Origin of the sequence: Dactylosporangium sp. NPDC051485, from assembly GCF_040682015.1 — a bacterium.
Classification (GTDB): domain Bacteria; phylum Actinomycetota; class Actinomycetes; order Mycobacteriales; family Micromonosporaceae; genus Dactylosporangium.
Genome location: NZ_JBFAZW010000071.1, coordinates 18,997 through 40,756, shown reverse-complemented (window position 1 = coordinate 40,756; position 21,760 = coordinate 18,997). Strand labels below are relative to the sequence as shown.

Annotated in this window: 21 protein-coding genes and 1 tRNA gene; 13 read left to right on the top strand and 9 right to left on the bottom strand. The window is 71.7% G+C overall.

Going from position 1 to position 21,760, the window contains the following annotated elements; all coding sequences use genetic code 11:
• Positions 1–206: 206 nt before the first annotated feature.
• Positions 207–1,004, bottom strand: a complete 798-nt coding sequence (locus tag AB0M46_RS33345; protein ID WP_363342611.1) for a maleylpyruvate isomerase N-terminal domain-containing protein — start codon at positions 1,002–1,004, stop codon at positions 207–209.
• Positions 1,005–1,341: 337 nt separating this feature from the next.
• Here AB0M46_RS33345 and AB0M46_RS33340 point away from each other — a divergent pair, with 337 nt between their 5' ends.
• From AB0M46_RS33340 to AB0M46_RS33305, 8 genes are all read left to right on the top strand, one after another.
• The gene (locus AB0M46_RS33340) at positions 1,342–1,473 is read left to right on the top strand and encodes a hypothetical protein (protein WP_363342609.1); all 132 of its coding nucleotides are present in this window, start codon (positions 1,342–1,344) and stop codon (positions 1,471–1,473) included.
• A gap of 141 nt (positions 1,474–1,614) precedes the next feature.
• A complete protein-coding gene (locus AB0M46_RS33335; RefSeq protein ID WP_363342607.1) occupies positions 1,615–2,532 on the top strand; it encodes an NADP-dependent oxidoreductase in 918 nt (305 codons plus the stop codon).
• Between the two features lie 376 nt (positions 2,533–2,908).
• Positions 2,909–3,310, top strand: a complete 402-nt coding sequence (locus tag AB0M46_RS33330; RefSeq protein WP_363342605.1) for a DUF4440 domain-containing protein — start codon at positions 2,909–2,911, stop codon at positions 3,308–3,310.
• A 43-nt stretch (positions 3,311–3,353) separates the two neighbouring features.
• Positions 3,354–4,817, top strand: coding sequence for an FAD-dependent oxidoreductase (locus AB0M46_RS33325; protein ID WP_363342603.1), 1,464 nt, complete (start codon positions 3,354–3,356; stop codon positions 4,815–4,817).
• A 210-nt stretch (positions 4,818–5,027) separates the two neighbouring features.
• A complete protein-coding gene (locus tag AB0M46_RS33320) occupies positions 5,028–6,668 on the top strand; it encodes an SWIM zinc finger family protein (RefSeq protein WP_363342601.1) in 1,641 nt (546 codons plus the stop codon).
• A 363-nt stretch (positions 6,669–7,031) separates the two neighbouring features.
• Positions 7,032–7,424 (top strand): GntR family transcriptional regulator, encoded by a 393-nt coding sequence (locus AB0M46_RS33315; RefSeq protein WP_363342599.1) that lies wholly within the window; start codon positions 7,032–7,034, stop codon positions 7,422–7,424.
• On the top strand, positions 7,421–8,311 hold the full coding sequence (locus AB0M46_RS33310) for an ABC transporter ATP-binding protein (protein WP_363342597.1): 891 nt from the start codon (positions 7,421–7,423) through the stop codon (positions 8,309–8,311). Before AB0M46_RS33315 ends, AB0M46_RS33310 begins: the two co-directional genes overlap by 4 nt.
• Before the next feature lie 36 nt (positions 8,312–8,347).
• A complete protein-coding gene (locus AB0M46_RS33305) occupies positions 8,348–9,310 on the top strand; it encodes a hypothetical protein (RefSeq protein ID WP_363342595.1) in 963 nt (320 codons plus the stop codon).
• Between the two features lie 40 nt (positions 9,311–9,350).
• Here the strand turns inward: AB0M46_RS33305 and AB0M46_RS33300 are convergent, their stop codons facing one another.
• The gene (locus AB0M46_RS33300; RefSeq protein ID WP_363342593.1) at positions 9,351–10,661 is read right to left on the bottom strand and encodes an MFS transporter; all 1,311 of its coding nucleotides are present in this window, start codon (positions 10,659–10,661) and stop codon (positions 9,351–9,353) included.
• Positions 10,662–10,758: 97 nt separating this feature from the next.
• Between AB0M46_RS33300 and AB0M46_RS33295 the strand changes: the two genes are divergently transcribed.
• Positions 10,759–11,508 (top strand): helix-turn-helix transcriptional regulator, encoded by a 750-nt coding sequence (locus tag AB0M46_RS33295; RefSeq protein ID WP_363342591.1) that lies wholly within the window; start codon positions 10,759–10,761, stop codon positions 11,506–11,508.
• Positions 11,509–11,745: 237 nt separating this feature from the next.
• Here AB0M46_RS33295 and AB0M46_RS33290 read toward each other — a convergent pair whose 3' ends face one another.
• From AB0M46_RS33290 to AB0M46_RS33275, 4 genes are all read right to left on the bottom strand, one after another.
• Positions 11,746–12,540 (bottom strand): inositol monophosphatase family protein, encoded by a 795-nt coding sequence (locus AB0M46_RS33290; protein ID WP_363342589.1) that lies wholly within the window; start codon positions 12,538–12,540, stop codon positions 11,746–11,748.
• Between the two features lie 72 nt (positions 12,541–12,612).
• Positions 12,613–12,743: transfer RNA gene (locus tag AB0M46_RS33285), tRNA-OTHER, on the bottom strand.
• Positions 12,744–12,799: 56 nt separating this feature from the next.
• Positions 12,800–13,453, bottom strand: coding sequence for a response regulator transcription factor (locus tag AB0M46_RS33280; RefSeq protein WP_363342587.1), 654 nt, complete (start codon positions 13,451–13,453; stop codon positions 12,800–12,802).
• 78 nt (positions 13,454–13,531) lie between these two features.
• Complete coding sequence (locus AB0M46_RS33275; protein WP_363342585.1) at positions 13,532–14,650, bottom strand: sensor histidine kinase; 1,119 nt, start codon at positions 14,648–14,650, stop codon at positions 13,532–13,534.
• 133 nt (positions 14,651–14,783) lie between these two features.
• Here AB0M46_RS33275 and AB0M46_RS33270 point away from each other — a divergent pair, with 133 nt between their 5' ends.
• Both AB0M46_RS33270 and AB0M46_RS33265 read left to right on the top strand, forming a co-directional pair.
• Positions 14,784–15,182 (top strand): hypothetical protein, encoded by a 399-nt coding sequence (locus AB0M46_RS33270; protein WP_363342583.1) that lies wholly within the window; start codon positions 14,784–14,786, stop codon positions 15,180–15,182.
• Positions 15,179–16,651 (top strand): multicopper oxidase domain-containing protein, encoded by a 1,473-nt coding sequence (locus tag AB0M46_RS33265; RefSeq protein ID WP_363342582.1) that lies wholly within the window; start codon positions 15,179–15,181, stop codon positions 16,649–16,651. Before AB0M46_RS33270 ends, AB0M46_RS33265 begins: the two co-directional genes overlap by 4 nt.
• A gap of 34 nt (positions 16,652–16,685) precedes the next feature.
• Here the strand turns inward: AB0M46_RS33265 and AB0M46_RS33260 are convergent, their stop codons facing one another.
• The 3 genes from AB0M46_RS33260 to AB0M46_RS33250 form a co-directional block, all read right to left on the bottom strand.
• Positions 16,686–17,315: a response regulator transcription factor gene (locus AB0M46_RS33260; protein ID WP_363342580.1), complete on the bottom strand. Its 630-nt coding sequence runs from the start codon at positions 17,313–17,315 to the stop codon at positions 16,686–16,688.
• Positions 17,316–17,475: 160 nt separating this feature from the next.
• On the bottom strand, positions 17,476–18,093 hold the full coding sequence (locus AB0M46_RS33255) for a hypothetical protein (protein ID WP_363342578.1): 618 nt from the start codon (positions 18,091–18,093) through the stop codon (positions 17,476–17,478).
• Between the two features lie 69 nt (positions 18,094–18,162).
• Complete coding sequence (locus AB0M46_RS33250; protein WP_363342576.1) at positions 18,163–18,894, bottom strand: SDR family oxidoreductase; 732 nt, start codon at positions 18,892–18,894, stop codon at positions 18,163–18,165.
• Positions 18,895–18,987: 93 nt separating this feature from the next.
• On the opposite strand from AB0M46_RS33250, the gene AB0M46_RS33245 reads away from it, so the two are divergent.
• Together AB0M46_RS33245 and AB0M46_RS33240 are read left to right on the top strand one after the other, a co-directional pair.
• Positions 18,988–19,839: a LysR family transcriptional regulator gene (locus AB0M46_RS33245; RefSeq protein ID WP_363342574.1), complete on the top strand. Its 852-nt coding sequence runs from the start codon at positions 18,988–18,990 to the stop codon at positions 19,837–19,839.
• Positions 19,840–19,999: 160 nt separating this feature from the next.
• Entirely contained in the window at positions 20,000–21,547 is a 1,548-nt protein-coding gene (locus AB0M46_RS33240; RefSeq protein ID WP_363342572.1) for an FAD-dependent monooxygenase, read from the top strand.
• Positions 21,548–21,760: the final 213 nt, after the last annotated feature.

Here is a 21,760-nt window from a genome sequence, read left to right as displayed (position 1 = left end):
TGTGGACATCCGCTCGCGGCATGGGCATCGCCGAGCACCGTAGTTCCGCCGTCCGCGCGCTGCTACAGCGCCTGCGCCCGCGGTGCGCGCCGATCGTAACACCCTGGTCGCGCCGGCCGCGGGCAAAGACCGGACCCCAGTAGGCGGCGTCGGTGTACGTCCAACCGGGGGCCGGCGGCGGTTTCGGTGCGGCGCCGAGCCGTGTGTCAGTACCCGGCGAGCAGGGTCTGCAACCGGGCCAGATCCTCGGGCGGCAACGCGCTGCGCACGCGGCGCGGGTCGGTGGGCCGGCGGCCCCACAGGATCAGCAGGCGGGCGGCCGCGTCGGTCTCGATCACGAGGTCCGCGTCGGCCGGGTCGGCGAGCGCCAGCGTGCCGGCGCCGTCGCGCACGTCGACGACGAGGTCCGGCTCGTCGGCGCAGCGCAGCCGGACGGTCAGCGGGGTCTGCGGTGCCGGGTCGCGGGGCAGGCCGAGCCTGAACAGCGAGTCGCTCAGCAGGCGCACCGAGTGCTCCAGCAGCACCGGGCGCGACAGCAGCGACCGGCCGATCTCGTCGTCACCGATCATGTCCCAGCGGTGGATCGCGAACTCCTGACGCATATGGGTCACCAGCTCGGCGATCGGCAGCCCCCAGCCGATGTCGGCCACCACGGCCGCCGGGTCGGCGGCGAGCATGGTCGCGAACGCCGCGCTCATCCGCTGTTCGGACGCGACCAGGCGGCGGCGCAGGACGGCGTCGGACATCTCGCGGTACGGCGGCTCGCGCACCTCCCAGGCGCCGAACTCCGGGACCTGCCGGCCGTCGAGGTGCGCCTCGACCTGGTCGGCGAACGCGTCGGCGCCGGAGGCGATGTGCGCGATCATCTCGTGCGTGGTCCAGCCCAGGCAGGCCGTGACCGCGTCCGGCGGCGTCGAGTCGAGCGTCTCGAAGAAGGCGTCGGCCTCGCGCGGTACGGTCGGGTCCGTCGTGGGATTTTCGGTCGACACGGGCACGACACTCACTTCCCGCTTCCCGCACGGAGCTGGGTGCGGCGCCGCGACCGGATGGAGGTGAGCCGTAGCGGCCATCCGGTCGCCGGGCCGGCAACCCCGTGAGCAATATAGCCGCAGTGAACTTAGTTCGTCCATGGTGAACACCTGTCGCGAAGGCCGAGCCAGGGCGCCATGGCAGGAGCTTTCTGGGTGTTGGCGGCTCGTTGTCGGCCGACCTCGCTCGTCGGCTTGCCGTCTCAGGCTGGCCCCGCCGCGGGACCTGGAGTCCAAGGGCCTGGTGGAGCGACGCAACGCGACTGCCATATCGGCTGCAACCGGAGCATTCGTCAGCCCTGATCCCGTCTACGTGCAGTCGACCGAGTTTGTGCTCGACCCGACCGGGTACGTGACCGTCAGCGTCTACGCTGCGGAGCCATCGGACAACTCGTCGGACGGCGTCATCGGACTGGTCCGCGACCTGGGTGAACACCGGGCGTAACCATGGCTAGTCGGCACAGGCCGTGCGGCACGGTGACACGATCTACGCGTCCGGGCAGTTCTTACGCCGAGGTCTGGTGCCACGACCACTGGTGAACCGAAAATGCCGTGCACGCGAGGACTGGGCAAAGGCAGGTGCCGGATGAAGGCGATCGTGGTCACGGACCGGGCTGCGGGAACGGCCGGGATGACGCTGGTGGAGCGGCCCGAGCCGTCGGCAGCGATAAACGACGTCGTTGTTCAGGTTCATGCGTCGGGATTCGTCCCGACTGAGATGGCGTGGCCCTCGACCTGGACCGATCGCCTCGACCGTGACCGGACACCGTCGATCCCCGGGCACGAGCTGGCAGGAGTGGTCACCGCTCTCGGGTACGGCACGACCGGTCTGTCTGTCGGACAGCGGGTGTTCGGCATCACGGACTGGTATCGCGACGGCACCCTCGCGGAGTACGTGGCCGTCGAGGCACGCAACCTCGCGCCGCTGCCGGGCGACGTCGACTTCACGGTGGGCGCGAGCCTGCCGATCTCGGGCCTGACCGCGTGGCAAGGGCTGTTCGAGCACGGCCGCCTTCAGGCGGGCCAGAGTGTCCTGGCGCACGGCGCGGCTGGCGCGGTCGGGATGATGGTGACGCAACTCGCGCGCGAGGCTGGCGCGTATGTCATCGGTACAGGGCGCGCGGCCGACCGTCAGAAGGCGCTCGACTTCGGCGCGCAGGAGTTCGTCGACCTCGACAACGACGCCCTGGAAGACGTCGGCGGCGTTGATCTGGTGTTCGATGTCATCGGCGGCGACATCCAGCATCGGTCTGCAGGCCTGATTCGCGCCGGAGGAACACTGGTGACCGTCGTCGGGCCGCCCGAGGCGCGGCCCGCTGACGGCTTGGCGATCGACTTCGTCGTCGAGTCCGATCGCACCCAACTGCGTGAGATCGTCCACCGGGTGCGGGACGGACGACTGCGGGCAAACATCGGCAACATCGCAACCCTCGACGATGCCGTCGCAGCCCTCAACCCGACCGAGCGGATCAGCGGGAAGACGATCATCCGCGTTCGTCCGTGAGGACTCGGGGACGCGATCCTCGGGCGGTAGGTCGGCACAACCAGGCTGGCATTCCCTACCGGTACTTCCTCAACCTGCACGTCTACTCCCTCAACCTGCACGTCGTCTGCCGTGGTGGCACGGCGGATCGGCTGGCGGGTCAGGCTACCGAACCAGGTCTCGATCTGGTTGATCCAGCCCGACCCGACCGGGGTGAAAGAGAAGATGACCTGCGGATTCTCCTCCAGCCAGGCCATCACCCGCGCTCTCCTCCAGCCAGGCCATCACCCGCGCTCTCCTCCAGCCAGGCCATCACCCGCGCTATAGCGTGGGACGCATCGCAGTTCAACCCAACACGAACAGGAGACCGCTTAGCCAGCACGAACAGGAGAACGCGATGTCCGAGTCCTATTCCCTCCCCACTGAACCCGAAGGCGTCATCCCGTCGCTGATTGAGCGATTTAATTCTGGCAAGGTCAGCGAGATGATGACCTTGTACGAAGGAGCCGTGCTCGTCGCGGACGACGGGCGGACCGTCACTGATCGCGCCGAGGTCGCTGCCGAACTCGAGCGCGATCTCAGCCTCGGTCTGCCGCTGGCGGCCAAGGCGCGCCATGTGTTCGTTGCCGGCGATATCGCCGAGATCGTGGTGGACTGGGCAATTGATGGCACAGGTCCCGACGGCAGGCACGTGCACGTCGCAGGCACGGCAAGCGATGTCGCGCGCCGCGGCTCGGATGGACTCTGGCGGTACCTGATCGACAATCGTCTTGGGACGGCGGTACGGCAGCCCGCCTGACACGTGTGCGCCACGGCAATGCTCGGGGAACGGAGGATACGCCATGAGGACTATCGAGCTGTACCCCGATGACGTGTACAACCAGCGGACGATCCGCCAGGGCCACCCATCTGACTGGGTCAACCGCGAAGGTGGTGACTACGACTTGGTGGTGCTCGGAGGCGGACCGGGCGGCCTCACCGCCGCCACGACTGCTGCCACAGGCGGGCACCGCGTCGCTATGACGGAGCAGCGACTGACCGGGGGCACCTGTGTCAACTTCGGCTGCACGCCGAGCAAGGCGCTGATTCGCTGCGCACGCGCGGTACACGATGCGAGCCGCGGGGCCGAGTTCGGCTTTCGGCTCGACGCCCCACCCCAGACCGATTTCGGCTCGGTCATGGATCGGGTCCGCAGGATGCGTTCGCTGAGCAGCTCGGGCGATGCGGTCGAGGTGGCCGAGCGAGCGGGGGCGGAGGTCTACCTCGGGCACACGCGCTTCACCGCGCCGAATGCCGTGGAGGTCGAGGGCCGGATGCTGCGATTTCGGAAGGCTGTGATCGCCACCGGATCGGAGCCCGTGGTGCCTCCCATCGAGGGACTGCGGACCGGCGAGTACCTGACCAACGAGACCGTCTTCGCACTGACCGAGCTGCCGGCCAGGCTGGTCGTCATCGGCAGCGGTCCGCTGGGATGCGAGCTGGCCCAGGCCTTCCGCCGTCTCGGCAGCGAGGTGGACCTGGTCAGCCACCCCGGGACCCTGCTGCCCCACGATGAGCCGGAGGTCGGTGAGCTGATCCGTCGCCGGTTCGAGCAGGAGGGGATAAGGCTCCATCTGGGGTTCATGGCAGTACGGGCGGGCGCCGGCCGTTTGCTGGTGTTGGGCCCCGGCGGGACGCGCGAGCTGCCCTACGATGCGCTGCTGCTCGGCACCGGCCGCAAGGCGAACGTGGAGCATCTCGACCTGGACGCGGCAGGGGTACGCGTCGCCAGGGACGGCGTCGAGGTGGATGAATACCTGCGGACCGGCAACCCCAACATCTATGCCGCTGGCGACGCGACCTTCCCGCAGAAGTTCACGCACGCGGCCAACGCGACAGCGCGGCTGTGTATCGCGAACGCGCTGGATGGAGCGCATCGCCCGGAACGGGAACTCGTCATTCCCCACTGCACCTACACCGATCCCGAGGTGGCCGAGGTGGGCCTGACACCGCGCCGAGCCCGCGACGAAGGTGTCGCCATCGACGCCCACCGGCTCGACCTTGCCAACGTGGAGCGGGCGTTCATCGACGGCGAGGAGGAGGGATTCGGGGCAATCTATACGCACAGCGGCAGCGGCGAGATCGCAGGAGCGACGCTTGTGGCAGCGCACGCCGGTGAGATGATCAGCGAGCTAACGCTGGCAATCACGAACCAGCTGACGCTGGAAGCGCTCGCCGACACGGTTCACTGCTACCCGACACAGGCCGAGGTCTTCCAGCGGATCGCACTGCACGCCGGACCCCAGAGGGTCGCTGTGGCCCACTAACGCCAAGGCCGTGTAGTTCGTTCACGCTTGGCGTTACTGGCCAGGCCGGTTCGTGTCCGACCGGGGCTGCTTCCGGTTGGTCGGCGGCTTCACCGTCGACCGCCCCAACCTGATGGAGCCGACGCTCAGCTCACAGTAGGCGCGACAGGTGTCGGCACCCTACGGTGACCCGGGAACGGGTTCGCTGTGGGTGCGGGTACGGTGCCGGCCATGGCGTGGTTCACGGAAGTCGATCTCGAAGACCTGGCCGGCGGACGATCGTTCAGCCGGGGCCAGGGGTATGTCGAGGCGGTGAGCAACCTGCGGGACCTACCCGACGGCGTGGTCGCCACCGTACGGGGCACCGACCCGTACCAGGTCCGGCTGTACGACGCCGACGGTGGGCTGGACGGCGAGTGCAGCTGCCCGTACGGCGAGGAGGGCAACTTCTGCAAGCACTGCGTCGCCGTTGGCCTGCGGTTGTTGGACCGAAAGCGGGCCACCGGCAACGCCCGGCCCCGCGGAGCGGGTGACGTCGACGTCCGTGCATTCATCGCGACACTCGGGCACGACGAACTGGTCGACCTGGTGTGGCAGCACGCCAGCGAAGACCCGGCCATGTACCAGCGGATGCTGCTGCGCGCGCTGGCCAGCGCAGAGACCGTCGACATCGGACTCCTGGCCGAGCAGGTCGAGCGGCTGGAGATCGACTGGATCAACTACGGCGAGGAGGACGGGTACGCCGAGGGCGCCGACGCGGTCATCGAGGCCCTCGCCGCGCTGATTCCCGACCGCGCCACCGAGGTACAGCCCCTGCTGCGGCGGGCGTTCTGCCTGATCTACCAGGCCGCCCAGCGGTCGGAGGACCACTGCGGGGCAGCGATCGGGTCGGCCGGTGACGCGTGGGACGCCTACCTGCAGGCGTGTGAGACCGATCCACCGGATCCCGCGGAACTGGGCGAGTGGTTCGCGGAGTTCCGCCTGGGTGCCCCCGATGGGCTGGAGGTGAGCATCAGCGACATCGCCGACCTGCTGGGCGTCGAGGGCCTGGACGCCTACTGGGCAGTGCTGGAGACCGCCAACACCACCAAACCGTCGGACTGGACGGTACGCAGGCTGCGGGAGGAGCTCATCCGGGCCACCGGGGACCTCGACGCGTTGGTGGCCTGCTACGCCGAGGACCTGTCCAGCCCGCATCGCTATGTCGACATCGCCCGGCTGCTGCTCAACGAACGCCGGACGGCCGAGGCCATCGAGTGGTTGGAACGGGGTCGGGCCGGCGTCGACCGCTGGGATCACCGCGCAAGCGGGCTGGCGGATCTGCTGGTGGAGTTGTACACCGAGGCCGGCCGCACCGAAGAGGTCATCGCGCTGTGGCAGGCCCGGTTCCAGTCGGAGGGCAGTGTCGAGACCTACCGGGTACTGCGGGAAGCCATCCTCGCCGCGAACCCCGGGCGCTGGCCGGAGCAGCGTGAACAGGCATGGTCGCTGCTGCGGCGCAGAGCCGACGACGCCAGCCTCTGGAGCGCTGGCGACGTGTACGTGCGCGTGCTGCTGTTGGAGGACGAGGACGAGGCGGCGTGGGATGCCATCGGCCGGTACCGATGCGATCCGCAGACCCGGTTGGCGGCCACCGACCGACGGTCGGCGACCCATCCGGCCGAGGCGCTCGCGATCTATCTTCCGATTATCGAGGCGGCCGTGGCGCAGACCAGCGCGATCGGGTACGAGCGGGCCGCCGACCTGCTGCTCACGCTCAGGGGCGTGTTCGCAAGAGCCGGGCGGGACTTCGAGGCTGAGGTGGCCCGGCTGAAGGCGGTACACAGCCGTAAGCGCAACTTCCTTGGTGCGCTGCGCCAGCGAGGACTGTGACGTCCTGCCCGGCGAACCGCGCAAGCGGATCGGCGAGGTCCAACGCCTTCGGGATCCTCGCTATGCGACCGCGAGTCACGAGGAGATCAAGCTGTGGATGGAGAGAACGCGACGGCCGGGCAGCCCCGGCGAACCCACCGTCTACGTCGAGCTCGTGGCGACGGCGCCGAAGTCCAACCCACCGCTCAGGGAGCCATCCCCGTGTTCAAGATCCCCACCCGAGACACACCGGTGCCCCCGCTCGACCCGGGCGGGGGTACCAACGAAGAAGGATCACTGGTTCGCACCATGGTCGATGGCGAGTTGACACCGGGCGGCCGGGTATCCATCATTCCACTATCTGATTAGTGGAAGGTGGTAGCGGTGATCGGCTTTCACCTCGATCCCCGATCCGGCGTATCGACGTACCTACAGCTCGTACAGCAGGTCAAGCACGCTCTACGGCTGGGACTGCTCGAGCCGGGAGACCGGTTGCCGACCGCCGCGGAGGTGGTGGCCGCCCTCGCGATCAACCCGAACACCGTGCTCAAGGCATACCGCGAACTGGAGCGCGAAGGGCTGGTCAGCGCTCGCCCCGGACTCGGCACGTTCGTCGAGCGGAGTCTCGGTCAGGCGTCCCCGCACGACCGGGCGCGCCTGCGCCGGCAACTGGCCGGCTGGATGCGCTCGGCGTACGGCGCCGGCCTGGACCGGGAAGACCTCGAGGCGCTGTTCACGGCCGCCCTGCAGGACGCGGCCCGGGAGGGTGCCGCGTGACCAGCGCGATGGAGATGAGCGGCCTGGGCCGGCGTTACGGCCGCACGTGGGCGTTGCGGGACTGCTCGCTGGCGCTGCCCGAGGGCCGGGTGATCGCCCTGGTGGGGCCGAACGGGGCGGGTAAGAGCACGCTGCTGAGCCTGGCCGCCGGGCTGTTGCGGCCGTCCGAGGGCACGCTGCGGCTCTTCGGCGAGCCGCTGCGCGACCGGCCGTCGACGCTGGCGCGGGTCGGCTACATGGCGCAGGACACCGCCCTGTACCCGACATTCACCGTCACCGACCTGCTCACCTTCGGCGGCCGGCTCAACCCCGGCTGGGACGACGGGTGGGCGCGCGACCGGCTGGCCCGGCTCGGGCTGCCGGCCCACGTGCCGGCCGGACGCCTCTCCGGAGGCCAGCGAGCACAGGTGGCGCTCGTGCTCGCGCTGGCCAAGCGCCCCCGGCTGCTCCTGCTCGACGAGCCGCTGGCCAGCCTCGACCCGGTCGCCCGGCACGACGTGATGGCCCTGCTGATGGAGGCGGTTGCCGAGGCCGGGCTGACCGTGCTGCTGTCGTCGCACATCATCTCGGACCTGGTCGACACCTGCGACTGGCTGGTCGCCGTCAACCAGGGGCGGGTGCAGGTCAGCGGCGACATCGACGACCTGCTGTCCGCCCACAAGCTCATCACCGGTCCACGCGAAGCGCTCCACACCCTGCCGGCCCGGCTGCCCGTGGTCGGGCAGCGCGTCAACGGGCGGCAGGCGTTGCTGCTGGTCCGCCTCGACGGCCGGCCGCTCGGCCCGGACTGGACCGTCCGTGACGCGAGCCTGGACGAACTGGTGGTGAACTACCTGCGCCAACCCGGGTCGTGCGCCCTGCCCGGACCGACCGCCGTAGCCCGCTGACCCCGTGTCGCCGTCGCCTTTCGTAAAGGAACACGCATGCTCTGGCTGACCTGGCGCCAGCACCGCTGGCAACTGATCGGCGTCGCCGCGATACTCGCCGTCTTCTGGGGCTATCTGGTCCACCTGGGCCTGAGCGCGCACCAAGCCGTCTCCGGCTGCCCGTCGATCAGCAGCGACACCCCGGCCCCCGATTGCGCCGCCGCCATCAACACCCTGAACGGCCTCTTCAACACCATGGGCGCCGTGGTGGCGTACAGCAACCTGCTCCCGCTGGCCGTCGGCATGTTCTGGGGCGCCCCGCTGCTCGCCCGTGAACTGGAGCAGGGCACCCACCGGCTGGCCTTCACCCAGTCGGTGAGCCGGCGGCGGTGGCTGGCGGTCAAACTCGGTGTCCTCACCGGCGCCGCCGCGCTGTTCGGCGCGGTCACCGGCGCCGTGCTGCCCTGGGCGTACGGCGAATTCGCGCCGATGTTCCCCACGCAACCGCTCGGGGACACGCTCACGTTCAGCCAGTCCGGAGCGGTGCCCGCGGCGACCTGGGTGTTCGCGCTGCTCGCCGGCGCCACGGCCGGGCTGCTGCTGCGCCGGACCATGGCGGCCGCCGCCGTGACCCTCGTCGCCCTGCCCCTCGTCTTCGCCGGCCTGGTGTTCGCCCGCCCGCACTACCTGCCCCCGGCGGACCGCCTCGCCGACGGCGCGCACATGATCTGGTACCCCGCGCCGCAGAACCATCCATCGGGCTGGATCCTGCGCGTTTCGTACGTGGACACGTCAGGCCGAGGGCTGGACCCCGAAGCTGCCGGCGTCATCTGCGCCGACCCGGCGAACACCTATCCCACCCCGGAGTGCCTCGACCGCACTGGCCTGCGGCAGCGGATCGTCTACCACCCGGCCGGCGACTATCCGTGGTTCCAGCTCATCGAGGTGGGGCTGCTGCTGACCGCATCCGCGGCCATGGCGCTCTTCATCTGGCTACGGATCACCCGTCGGTACGGCTGAGCCCCCGGCAGTGAACCCGCAGACGCAAATTGTGGGTTCTTCAGTGGCGGAGTTTGGCTCGGATGTGCCGTGGCCGGGAGGCGACCGCTCCGGCGAGCAGTTGCGCGATGAGGAGTACTCCGAGCGCGGTGATCGGGATGGTCCAGCCATGTGTTGCGGTGTGGAGGGCCCCGAGCCCGAGGGGGCCGAAGGCGGCGAACAGGTAGCCGAATCCTTGAGCCATTGTGGAGAGGTGGCCGGCGTGGTGGGCGTCTGGTGAGCGCCAGACGATGTAGCTGAGCGAGAGGGCGATGGAGGCGCTCTGTCCGAGTCCGATGAGGATCATCCAGAGCAAGGTGGCTTGCGTGGGGGCGATGGCGACGCCGAGAAGGCCTGCTCCGGTGAGCGCCGCGGCTATGGCGATGGGCAGCCAGGTCGGTCGCCACTGCCTGGTCAGGGCGGGCGCGAACAGTGCCGCGACGACGCCCGCGATGGCCAAGAAGGACAGCATCCATCCTGCGGTGCCGGGGTCGATGCCGGCGTCCTGCAGGAGGGTGGGAAGCCACGCGATCGTTGCATAGAAGATCATCGACTGGATGGCCATCAGTGCGGTCACGCCGATCGCGATGGGATCGGTGAGGATGGCGCGGAACGGGGGTTCCCCGGATTCGGAGGTGGCGTCGGCGACCGAGTGTGGGCGTCGTGCGCGACCGGGCGAGCGCAGCATCTGTGGGATCCAGACCGCGAGTGCGATCGCCGCGGGGATGGCCCAGAGCGCGAGGGCGGGCCGCCACTGCCCGCCGGTGACGGCGAGCAGCGGCACGGTGAACCCCGATGCCAGGGCCGCGCCGAGGGACATGACAGTGGCGTACAGGCCCATCATCAGGCCGGTCCGGTGGGCGAGGTCGCGTTTGATGGCCGCTGGTAGCAGGACGTTGGCGATCGCGATGGCCGCGCCGATGACCAAGGTGCCGCCGAACAGGGCGCTCAGGCCGGGGATGACCCGCAGCGCGATGCCCACGATGAGCGTGGCCATCGCCACGCCGAGCAGTCGGTGGATGCCGATGCGTCGACTCAGCCCGGGCGTGAGGAACGCGAAGGCGCCGAATGCGAAGACCGGGATCGTCGTCAGCAGGCTGGCGACCGCCTCGGAAAGGCCAAGGCTGGATCGGATGTCGGCGAGCACGGGGCTCACGGCGGTGACGCCGATACGGAGATTGAGCCCGATCAGCAAGAGTCCGGCGCCGAGGACCAGGTAGCCGAGGCGACTGCGCGGCTGGCCGGCCGGCGCCTCGATCTCTTCCGGGCGCAACGGCTCTTCGCTGGGGGCTGGGTAGTCGATTCGTGGGGTGGGGCCGGTAGCGGTTGCCATGGAACTCCTCGTGAGCTGGTGCCCGGACGCGGGGTCTGGGTGTTGCTACGAGTCCATCCCGACTCGACGATGACGACAACTGTTATAGTGACTACTTATGCCTGAATTCCGCCATCTTTCACAGGACCTGGAGTTGATATTCCCGCTCGGGCACGACCAGCGCACCCCGGTGCACACCCACCCGTTGGGGCACCTGGTCTACCCGGCGACCGGTCTGCTCTCGCTGGTGACCGAGACCGGTGCGTGGATCGCCCCGCCGAACCGCGTTGTGTGGATTCCTGCCGGATTCGAGCATCAGCACCGCGCCCACGGCTCGACGGACATGCACATCGTGTTTCTGTCTGCGGCGATGGCGGCTCAGCTACCGGACGCTCCTGCCGTTCTGGTCATGACTCCTCTGGCGCGGGAGGCGACGCTTGCGTTGACACGAGACGAGGCCAGATCCGCCAGCTCGCTGACAAGGCTCCGCTGGGTCATCATCGATGACGTCGTGTCGGCCCCCGAGCAACCCCTGCACCTGCCCGAACCTCGTGACGACCGCCTGCTGGCGATTGCGGCGCTCGTCGAACGCGATCTGTCCAGTCCGGTTACCCTCGATCAACTCGGTCGCGAAGTGGGCGCGAGTGAACGCACCCTGAGCCGGCTGTTCTATCGGGAGACCGGGATGGGCTTCCGGCAGTGGCGCACGCAACTGCGCATCCATCGGGCCTTGATCATGCTCACGGAGGGCACTCCCGTGACCGGCGTCGCCGCCGCCTGCGGCTGGGCGAACCCCAGCGCATTCATCGACGCCTTCACCGCCCTCGTCGGACAAAGCCCAGGCCGGTATCAACGCTCACTACTCTGACGCGGATGTCAGCGACGTGGCCGTTGTTGGCGTCTTTTCTCTACCAGCCGTCGTTTGGCTGGTGGATACCTCCGTCGGCGCTTTCGTAGCCTCGAGCCGACACACCGGACTTCGACCTCCGCCGTTTCCTGCCGCGCTGGCTGGCCGAGGTGCAAGGAAGCGCCCCATGCCCGCGAAGGCGGAGATCCGCTGTTCGGATGCGACCATGCGGCGGCGCAGGACTGCCGCGCTTCAACTTCAGGCTCGCTGGTTTCCGATGAGGGACGACAAGGCGGTGTGTGTTTCCTTGTCCGCGGCCACGATGAGACCGCCTGCGCCGGCGTGCAGCGGCTGGCCGTCAATTCCGGTCACCACACAGCCGGCCGCCTGACACAGGGCGATGCCCGCGGTGAAGTGCACGCTGTCTTGCAGGTGGCCGTCCGTCACGTATGCGGCGCGCCGGCCGGCGGCGACCCACGCTACCGCCAAGGTGGTGGAGACCACCCGGGGGCGGAACCGCTCGAGGAATCCCTCGTCGGCGAGCAACCGGACGGCCCCGAAGATGTGCTTGTTGGGAAACGGCGGGTCGAGGTTGACGTCCACCAGCCGCGACTCGGCCGATGGGACAAGCGGTTCGTCCACGCCGCTGCGACGAACGCTCGCGCGAACGCCGTCGGTCCAGAACGTCTCGTCGGCAAACGGGTCGGCCGAGGCCGCCGCGGTGACCTGCGTGCCGGTTCGCAGCGCCACGTTGACTGAGACGAGCATGGTGTGCGCGGCAAAGTTCAGCGTTCCGCACAACGGGTCGACCAGCCACGTGCGTCCGTTGCCACCGGTTCCTGTGCGTCCGCTCTCCTCGCCCACCAGAGCGTCATCCGGCCGTGCGGCGCGCAGCACGTCGAGGATGGCCCTCTCCGCTTCGATGTCGGCCGTAGTGGCGAAGTCCGCTGCGGACTTCTCGAAGCGTGTCAGCGACGCCCCGTAGTAGGAGCGCACGACGGCCGCTCCCGCTTGCGCTGCCGCGATGGCCAAGTCTCGATCGTTGATCGACATGCACCCCACGATAGGTCGGGACGCAATCGTCTCGTGGGCCGGACGATCCCGGGGTTCGCGCAGTGCTTCACCTGGTGGGTCGCCGGGGACTCGAACCCCGAACCCTTCGGTCCAAAAGGAGAAGGAAGCGCCTCCATGCCCGCGCAAGGCGGAGAGCGGACGCGCTACGCAGCCGAATGCTCTGCCAGTTGAGCTAGCGACCCAGGCGCCATGGTCGCACGGGCCGGGGCGGATGGGCCATCGAGTTGTGCGTCGCCGGTCAGACGGTGACCAGGCCCGACTCGTAGGCGAAGACGACCAGCTGGGCGCGGTCTCTGGCGTGGAGTTTGGTCATGGCGCGGCTGATGTGGGTCTTGGCGGTGGCCAGGCTGATGACCATCTGCTCGGCGATCTCGTCGTTGGACAGGCCCCTCGCGGCCAGGGCGACCACCTCGCGCTCCCGGTTGGTCAACGCGGCCAGGGCGCCGGTCAGCGGGCCTCGCGGGGGGCGGGAGACGAACTCGCCGATCAGGCGGCGGGTGATGGCGGGGGAGAGCAGGGCGTCGCCGCGGGCCGCGACCCGCACGCCGTGCAGCAGGTCGTCGGGCTCCGTGTCCTTGACCATGAAGCCGGCGGCGCCGGCGCGCAGGGCGGCGTAGACGTACTCGTCCAGGCCGTAGTTGGTCAGGATCACCACGTGGACCGCGGCCAAGGCGGGGTCGCCGGCGATGCGGCGGGTGGCCTCGATGCCGTCCACGCGGGGCATCTGGATGTCGACGAGGGCCACGTCCGGGAGGTGGGCGGCGGCTTGGGACACGGCCTGGTCGCCGTCGGCGGCCTCGGCGACGATCTCGATGTCGTCCTCGGCGCTGAGCAGCGCGCGGAAGCCGGCGCGGATCAGGGCCTGGTCGTCGGCGAGCAGCACGCGGATCATGCGGAGACCGCCAATGAGAAGTCGGGGCGGACGCGGATCATGCGGGGACCGCCGATGGGAAGTCGGGGCGGACGCGGATCATGCGGCGGCTGCCAATGGGAGCTCGGCTTGGACGCGGAAGCCGCCGCCGGAGCGGGGGCCGGCCTGCAGGTGGCCGCCGAGGGCGGTGACGCGCTCGCGCATGCCGGTGAGGCCCACGCCCGGGGTGTGCGAGGCGGCGCCCCGGCCGTCGTCGTCGATGCTCACCGTCAGGGCCGACTCGCCGTAGTGGATGGCGACGGCAGCGGTGGCCGGGCCGGCGTGGCGGGCCACGTTGGTCAGGGCCTCCTGGACGATGCGGTAGGCGGCGCCGTCCACGTCGGTGGGCAGGTCGCGGCGCGGGCCCTCGAAGCGGACCGTCACCGCGACGCCGGCCCGGCGGGCGCCGTCGAGCAGCAGGTCGAGGCGGTCCAGGCCGTTGCAGGTCTCGTCGGTGCGCAGGACCTCCAGCGTGCTGCGCAGCTCGCGCATCGCGTCGGTGCTGGCCTGCTGGATGGCGACCAGTGCGTCGGGCACCTCGTCGCCTCGTTTCCTGGCCAGGTGTACGGCCACGCCGGCCTGGACCTTGATGATGGAGATGCTGTGGGTCAGGGAGTCGTGCAGCTCGCGGGCGATGCGCAGGCGCTCCTCGTCGGCCCGGCGGCGGGCCGTCTCCTCGCGGGTGCGCTCGGCCTCGGCGGCGCGCTGTTCGACCTCGGCGAGGTAGGCGCGGTGGTGGCGGGTCATCTCGGCCATGACGCCGGCGGCGACCATCCAGCCGATGAGCAGGAACCAGCGCTGCACGACGTCGGGCGGGTGGGCGCCGGTGCTCAGCAGCTCGCCGGCCACGCCGGCGAACAGGACGGTCAGGACCGTGGCGGCGGCGACGCGGCGGGCGCCCCGGCTGACGACGTTGTGGAGGGCGACCAGCACCGGCAGGGCCGGGCCTATGCCCGGGAAGCCCAGGAGGAGGTACGCCAGCAGGCACCCGGCGGCCGCGACCACCACCGCGCGCGGGTAGCGGCGGCGCACCGCCAGCAGCAGCCCGGCGGCGACCAGCAGGGCCACGGCCCGGCCGTCCAGGGCGGTGCGGGCCGGCGGGGCGGTCATCGCGCCGGCGACCGCCACCAGGGCGACCACCGCCGCCAGCCCAACGTCTCGCCATGCCCGCGCGTTCATGGTTCGACGGTAGGCGATCGGGCCGGGCCGCGCGTCGGGCCGGGGGCGTAGGCGTGACGTACGACCAGGGTGGTACATGAACGCGCCCGCGGTGGGACGACCGGGCCGCCGTGGCGGGGGAGCATGGCCTGGCATGAGCGAACGAACGGTCCACATGGCGTTGCGGGGCACGACGGCGGCGCTCGCCGTGCTCGCCGTCGCGCAGGTGCTGCTGGCCGGCAGCTTTCTCAGCGGGCACTACGTGGCGCTGACCTGGCACATGACGGCCGGCTTCTCGATGGTGGTGCTCGCGCTGGTGCATCTCGGGGTCGCGCTGCTGCCGGGGCGGCGCAACCGGCCGGCCAGCCTGCTGCGCGAGGCGATCGCGCTGCCGCTGCTGCTGGCGCTGCAGGGGGTGCTCGGCGTGTTGCGGATCCTGGAGCTGCACGTGCCCTTCGGGGTGGCGATGGTGGTCGGGCTGACGCACGCGGCCGCCTGGGCCTGGCGCACCCCGCTTCCCGGGAAGACCGACCAGGTCGAGGTGCTGGCGTGAACAGCAGCAACGTGAACCGCCGGGCGGTGCTCGGGATCGGCGGGGCGGCCCTCGTGGCGGCCGGGCTCGGCTGGTCGGTGTTCGAGCCGAAGCGGCCCGGGAAGCTGCTGCGCAGCCGGGCGCCGCTGCCCAGGCCGTTCGAGGCGCGACTGGTCGTCCCGCCGGTGCTGCAGGGCGACCAGATCGTGCAGCGCGAGGCCGACCTGCGGATCCTGCCGGGGCTGACGACCCGCGCCTGGACGTACAACGGCAGCTTCCCCGGCCCGACGGTGGTCTCCCGGTCGGGGCGGCCGACGGCCGTGACCCACCGCAACCAGCTGCCCGAGGCCACCGTGGTGCACCTGCACGGCGGGCACACGCCGGCGGCCGCCGACGGGTACCCGATCGACTACGTGCTGCCGGAAGCGGCGAGCACCATGGCCCACCACGGCGACATGCCGATGGGGGACGTGGCCAAGGGGAGCCGGACGTACACCTACCCGATGGCCCAGCGCGCGGCCACCCTCTGGTACCACGACCATCGAATGGGGTTCACCGGGCCGGCCGTGTACCGCGGCCTGGCCGGCTTCCACCTGGTCCGCGACGACGAGGAGGACGCGCTGCCGCTGCCTCGGGGGGAGCGGGAGCTGCCACTGATGATCACGGACCGGGCCTTCGAGGAGGACGGGTCGTTTCGCTATCCGGCCGGCGACGACGAGTACATGAACGGGGTCCTCGGCGACGTGGTGCTCGTCAACGGGCTGCCGTGGCCGGTGCACGAGGTCGACCCGGCCCGCTATCGCCTGCGGCTGCTCAACGCGTCCAACGCCCGGCGGTACCGGCTGGCGCTCGACCCGCAGCCGCCGGGCGGGGGCGCGTTCGTGCAGATCGGCAGCGACGGCGGGCTGCTGGAGAAGCCGGTGCGGCACGACACGCTCGAGGTGGCGCCGGCCGAGCGGTTCGACGTGGTCGTGGACTTCGGGCGGTACCGGCCGGGGACCAGGGTGCGGCTGGTGGACCGCGACGGCGGGGACGTCATGCGCTTCGACGTCACCGGCGGCGGGCGCGGGGACGACTCGGGGGTGCCGGACCGGCTCAGCGCCGGCGCCGGGCCGCTGCCGCCGGCCGTGCGCACCCGCACGTTCCGGTTCAACCGGGCCGGGAACGGCATGTGGCACATCAACGACCTGGAGTACCGGCCCGGGCGGGCGCTGGCCCGGCCGCGGCTGGGGGAGGTGGAGCGGTGGCGGTTCGTCACCGACTTCCACCATCCGATCCACCTGCACCTCAACCACTTCCAGGTGGTCTCGCGCAACGCGGTCGAGCCCGGGCCGTACGACTCGGGCTGGAAGGACACCGTGGACCTACGCGCGTCGGAGGCGGTCGAGATCGCGGTCCGCTTCACGGACTACACCGGCACCTTCATGCTGCACTGCCACAACCTGGAGCACGAGGACATGGCGATGATGGCGGACTTCGTCGTGCAGTGATCCCAGGAATTGGGCCGCGGCCCGGGCCTTCGGCTCAGCCGCGGCCGGTCCAGCGCAGCAGGGCCTCGGACCGGTTGGCCACGCGCAGCTTGGCGTACGCGCGGTGCAGGTGGTTCTTCACCGTCTTCTCGGTCAGCACCAGCCGGTGCGCGATGGCCGCGTTGGACAGCCCCTCGGCCAGCAGGTCCAGCACGTCCTGCTCGCGGCGGGTCAGCCCGTACCGCGGCCGGGGCCGGGCGGCCGGCCGCGCCCGCATCGACGCCGTCGCCACCGCCGCCGGGGAGAGCCAGCCGTAGCCCGACGCCACCGCGATGACCGCGCGATGCAGCTCCCCGGGCGTGAACGCGCCGTGGATGAGGTACCCGCGGGCGCCGCCGTGCAGCATCCGGGCGATGAGGTCCGGGTCGGGGTCGCTGGTGAGGACCAGCACCGAGGTCAGCCGGGACAGCTCGGCCAGCACGGAGAGCCCGTCGGCGACCGGCATGCGGTGGTCCAGCAGCGTGACGGCGGGGGCGGCCCGCCGCGCCTCGGCGAGCGCCTCCAGGCCGTCGGCCGCCTCGCCGACCACGGCCACGTCGGCGGCCGTGTCGAGGTAGCCGCGCAGCGCGGCCCGCGCGATCGGGTTGTCGTGGACGATCAGCACGTCGATGCGCCGGTCGATCATGCCCGGGCCGGGGTGCGCGGCGGGATCGTCGCCCGGCAACCGCCGGCGGACCGGGCACGCTCGCCGGCCGCGGGGGCAACCCCGGCGCCCCGCCCTGAGGCGGCGGGGGCCCCCGCCCGGTCGACGCTCATGCCAGGGACTGTACCGACTTTTGGACTTTTTACATGTCCCGAACCAGGGCGAGCGCCTGCTCGCCCCACAGCAGGGCCGCGCCCTCGGCGCGCGGGCCGCCGTCGAGCACCCGGACCAGGGTGAGCTCGAGCCCGTCGGTGGTGATGACGGTCGGGTCGGCCTCCACGACGGCGGTGACGGCGGTGACCGGCGGGACCGCCGCGCCGGCCGTGCCGGTGCCGCGGACCGACATCGCGGGGGTGCGCGGCTGCAGGACGCCGTCGACCGAGACCTCCTCGCGGGCCTCGGTGCCGCCGGTGAGGATGGCGGCGGCGAGCGCGGCGGCGTAGACGGGGTCGCCGGCCGCGTCGTAGACCCAGCGCGTGCCCAGGATGGAGTGCTCCATGGTGCCCAGCAGCCAGGCCTCGGCGCCGGCCAGGGGCGCGTCGCGGTACGTCACCGGCGCCTGGAACACCGGGCCACCCTCCTCGGCCCGCACGAGCAGGGTCTCGACGCCGACCGCTCCCGCGGGGTCGTCGAACCGGAACGCGGACACCTTGACCAGCCGCGGCTCGGCCGGCCCGCGGTACCAGGGGCGGGCGGGCAGCCAGGGGGCGAGCAGGTCGAGCTTGCCGGGGGTGAGCTCGGCACGGTGCAGCAGGGCCATGCCGGGATGGTACCGATCACCCCGGGGCGGGCGGTGCCCCCGCAGCCGCGGACCGGGCCCGGCGACGGATCACCAGGGAACCTCGCCGTCGTCGTCGAAGAACCTGCCGCTCGGGCCGTCGTCGGGCAGGGTGGCCAGCCGGATCGCGATCTGGGCGCCCTGCCCGGCGGTCCGGTGGCCGCGGAAGCCGTTCAGGTCGGTCGCGCAGTAGCCCGGGCACCCGGCGTTGATGAGGATGTTCGAGCCGTGCAGCTCCTTGGCGTACTGCATGGTCACCGCGTTCAGGAAGGTCTTCGAGGGTCCGTACGCCGCCGAGATCGGCCCCTGCCCCTCGCCGGGGCCGGCCGCCGCCTGCCGGGTCATCGACCCGACGCTGCTGGACATGTTCACGATCCGCGGCGAGGCGGAGCGGCGCAGCAGCGGCAGCATGGCGTTGGTGACCCGGATGACGCCGATCACGTTGGTCTCCACGACGTCGCGCACCAGGCCGGGGTCGGCCACGGTCGGCTCCTGCGGCCGCCCGCCCGTGATGGCGGCGTTGTTGACCAGCACGTCGAGCCGGCCGCCCCGCTCCCGCAGCAGCTGCGCCGCGGCGGCCACGCTCGCGTCGTCGGTGACGTCCAGCGGCACGCCGAACGCCTCGACGCCCGCCGCCCGCAGCTTGCCCACCGCCTCCTCGAGCCGCTCGGGGTCGCGGGCGCCGACGCCGACGCTCCAGCCCAGCGCCCCCAGCCCGGCCGCGATCTCGTATCCGATGCCCTTGTTCGCGCCGGTCACCAGCGCTGTCGTCCGTTCGCTCATGCGTTGATCCTGGTCCCGTGCGGATGAGCCGGCCAACACCTTCTGGGTGCCCGGCGATACCCGGCGGGTATTGATCCGGGGTACGGTGGCGGCATGGAGACGCGCGAGCTGCGGTACTTCGTCGCCGTCGCCGAGGATCTGCACTTCGGCCGGGCCGCCCAGCGCCTCGGCATCGCCCAGCCCCCGTTGTCGCGCGCGATCCGCCAGCTGGAGCGGCGCCTCGGCGTGACGCTGCTGGAGCGCACCAGCCGCGCGGTGGCGCTGACCGAGGCCGGAGCGGTCCTGCTGCGCGAGGGCCGGGCCGCCCTCGACTCGGTCGATGCCGCCGACCGCCGCACCCGCCGGGCCGCGTCCGGCGGGCCCGGCCTCGTGCTGGTTACCAAGGCCGGCGCGGCCGCCGACCTGCTGCCCGGGACGCTCGCGGGCTACGCCGCCCAGCCGGGCGCGGTCGCCGTCGACGTGCTGCTGTGCGGCGTCGGCGAGCAGGAGCGGCTGCTGCGCACCGGCCGGGCCGACGTGGCCCTGCTGCACCTGCCCTTCGACTCGGTCGCCGGCTTCGACTACGAGGAGCTCGGCACCCAGGGGCAGGTGGCCATCGTGCCGGCCGGGCACCCGAGCGCGACCCTGGAGAAGCTCACGATGGCCGAGGCGGCGGCGTTGCCGGGCCTGCCGCTGCCGCGCTGGCCGAACCGCGACGGCAGCTACCCGGACGGCCCGGGCCCGCAGGTGCGCGACACCACGCAGCTGCTGCAGCTCATCGCGCTGGGCCGGGCGGCGGCGGTGCTGCCCGAGTCGTGCCGGCTGCACCTGCGCGCCGACCTCGCCACCGTGCCGGTGCCCGACGCGCCGCCGGTGACGACCGTGATCGCCTGGCCCGCGCACAGCCGCTCCCTGGCCGTCGCGCGGCTGGTGCGGGCCGCCCAGGCCGCGATGCCGCGCTCGTAGTGCCCGCACGGACGTCACGGCTCCAGGCTGCGGACGCCGAAAGAGGGGCCTTTCACGGACCGGGGCATCCGAACGGCGGGTGAACGGACCGTACCGGCACGACGGCTTGGGACCGAAAGGTTGTACCCCTCGATCACCCTGAGTCACCACAATCGGCCTCGTGGCTGCTGAAACGGTACTGCGAACCCCCGTGCTGGTGATCGGGGCGGGCACGGCCGGCGCCGTCCTGGCCCTGGAACTCGCCCACCACGGCGTGCCGTGCACGGTGCTGGAGCGCGCCCCGGGCCTGCCCCGCGACGACGACCTGGACCGCCTGGGCGGGCGCGGCATGGAGCTGCTGCGCCGCCTGTCGCTGGCCGCGCCGATCCGCCGCGCCGGCGTGGACCCGGACGCCGCCACGGACGTCGTCTGGAGCCCCCGCCTGGACCGCCCGCCGGCCCTGGTCGCCCAGCGCCCCTCGGTCAACCAGCTCCGCCGGCGCTACGCCACCGTCAACGACGGCACCGCCCCGGCCGAGCAGCACCAGGAGATCTTCGGCACGGCGCTCGCGCAGCTGCTGCGCTCGGCCCTGCGCGCGTCCCCGCTCGTCGACCTGCGCGAGGGCTGGACCTGCACCGGCGTCGTCGCGCAGGCAGACGGCGCGACCGCCACGGCCGTGGACGCCCGCGACGGCGCCGAGCACCGGCTGCGGGCCCGCTTCCTGGCCGGCTGCGACGGCGCCCAGAGCACGGTCCGCGAGGCCGTGGGCATCGGGCTGGAGGGGTTGGCGCCGGCGGTGACGTACCGCGCCATCTCCTTGCGCAGCAAGGACCTCGCCCTGCGCTCCCGCGGCCCGGGCCTGTCCACGCTGGTCGTGGGCGCCCTGACCCTGCTCTCCCGCGAGGAGCGCGACGTGTGGGTGGCCCACGTGCCGTCCCCCTCCGGCGACCCGGCCCAGGTGCTCGCGGCCGCGCTGGGCGCCGGCATCGAGCCCCCGCAGATCCTGGGCGTGCGCGAGTGGACCGACGCCCTGGAGGTCGCCGCGTCGTACCGCAGCGGCGCCGTGTGGCTTGCCGGCGAGGCGGCCCACCGCTTCCACCCGGCCGCCGACTCCCCGGACACGTCCATCGCCGACGCGGTCAACCTGGGCTGGAAACTCGCCGCCGTCCACCACGGCTGGGGCGGCCCGGCGCTGCTGGACAGCTACGAGGCGGAGCGCCGCCCGTGCGCCCTGATGGACCGCGAGCTGCTGTCCCGCGTCCTGGAGTCCCGCCGCCGCTTCGGCCGCCTGTCCTCGGCCGGCGCGCCGCAGGAGTACCTGGCCGGGTTGCTGCGCCAGGAGCCGCCGCCCGCCGGGGACCTCGGCGGCCGGTACGCCTCCTCGCCCGTCGTCTGGCCCGAGCGCGGCGCCCCGCACGGCACCCCGAGCACGTTCCCGGGCGGCCGGCCGCCGTCGCTGCGGCTGGCCGACGGTTCACAGCTCTTCGACCACCTGTCCCCGGGCCTCACGCTGGTCGACCTGACCGCGGACGCCGCCGGCGCCGCGCTGTGCGAGGCCGCCCGGGCGATGGGCATCCCGATGACCCACCTGCCCCTGACCGGCGACTTCGCCCGCGCCGGCTGGGGCCGCCGCCTGGTCCTGATCCGCCCCGACCACCACGTGGCCTGGCGCGACGACACGGCACCGGACAACTGGCTGCCGATCCTGAACCACATCCGAGGCCTCTGACGCACGGCGATGCGGTGCAGCGCGGCGTGGATACCCTTGCACCGTTCGGCCGGCTCGTCGCGTTCAGCGCCGGCGGCGGCAGCGCGGAAGCGCCCTCGCCCGCACTACGTGGGGCATCCCGGAGCCGGTCCTGCACGACACCTCGCCGATCACCCGTTGCGACTGCGGCGCCGGAGGGCCTGTGGTCGCCTCGGCCGGACGGTACGGTGCGAC

Bases quoted from the DNA above. Each gene is read 5' to 3' on its own strand.
- AB0M46_RS33260 (WP_363342580.1), bottom strand. From the start codon at position 17,315: ATGATCGACCGGCGCATCGACGTGCTGATCGTCCACGACAACCCGATC.
- AB0M46_RS33250 (WP_363342576.1), bottom strand. From the start codon at position 18,894: ATGAGCGAACGGACGACAGCGCTGGTGACCGGCGCGAACAAGGGCATC.
- AB0M46_RS33270 (WP_363342583.1), top strand. From the start codon at position 14,784: ATGAGCGAACGAACGGTCCACATGGCGTTGCGGGGCACGACGGCGGCG.
- AB0M46_RS33275 (WP_363342585.1), bottom strand. From the start codon at position 14,650: ATGAACGCGCGGGCATGGCGAGACGTTGGGCTGGCGGCGGTGGTCGCC.
- AB0M46_RS33255 (WP_363342578.1), bottom strand. From the start codon at position 18,093: ATGGCCCTGCTGCACCGTGCCGAGCTCACCCCCGGCAAGCTCGACCTG.
- AB0M46_RS33290 (WP_363342589.1), bottom strand. From the start codon at position 12,540: ATGTCGATCAACGATCGAGACTTGGCCATCGCGGCAGCGCAAGCGGGA.
- AB0M46_RS33300 (WP_363342593.1), bottom strand. From the start codon at position 10,661: ATGGCAACCGCTACCGGCCCCACCCCACGAATCGACTACCCAGCCCCC.
- AB0M46_RS33305 (WP_363342595.1), top strand. From the start codon at position 8,348: ATGCTCTGGCTGACCTGGCGCCAGCACCGCTGGCAACTGATCGGCGTC.
- AB0M46_RS33320 (WP_363342601.1), top strand. From the start codon at position 5,028: ATGGCGTGGTTCACGGAAGTCGATCTCGAAGACCTGGCCGGCGGACGA.
- AB0M46_RS33330 (WP_363342605.1), top strand. From the start codon at position 2,909: ATGTCCGAGTCCTATTCCCTCCCCACTGAACCCGAAGGCGTCATCCCG.
- AB0M46_RS33295 (WP_363342591.1), top strand. From the start codon at position 10,759: ATGCCTGAATTCCGCCATCTTTCACAGGACCTGGAGTTGATATTCCCG.
- AB0M46_RS33280 (WP_363342587.1), bottom strand. From the start codon at position 13,453: ATGATCCGCGTGCTGCTCGCCGACGACCAGGCCCTGATCCGCGCCGGC.
- AB0M46_RS33335 (WP_363342607.1), top strand. From the start codon at position 1,615: ATGAAGGCGATCGTGGTCACGGACCGGGCTGCGGGAACGGCCGGGATG.
- AB0M46_RS33245 (WP_363342574.1), top strand. From the start codon at position 18,988: ATGGAGACGCGCGAGCTGCGGTACTTCGTCGCCGTCGCCGAGGATCTG.
- AB0M46_RS33325 (WP_363342603.1), top strand. From the start codon at position 3,354: ATGAGGACTATCGAGCTGTACCCCGATGACGTGTACAACCAGCGGACG.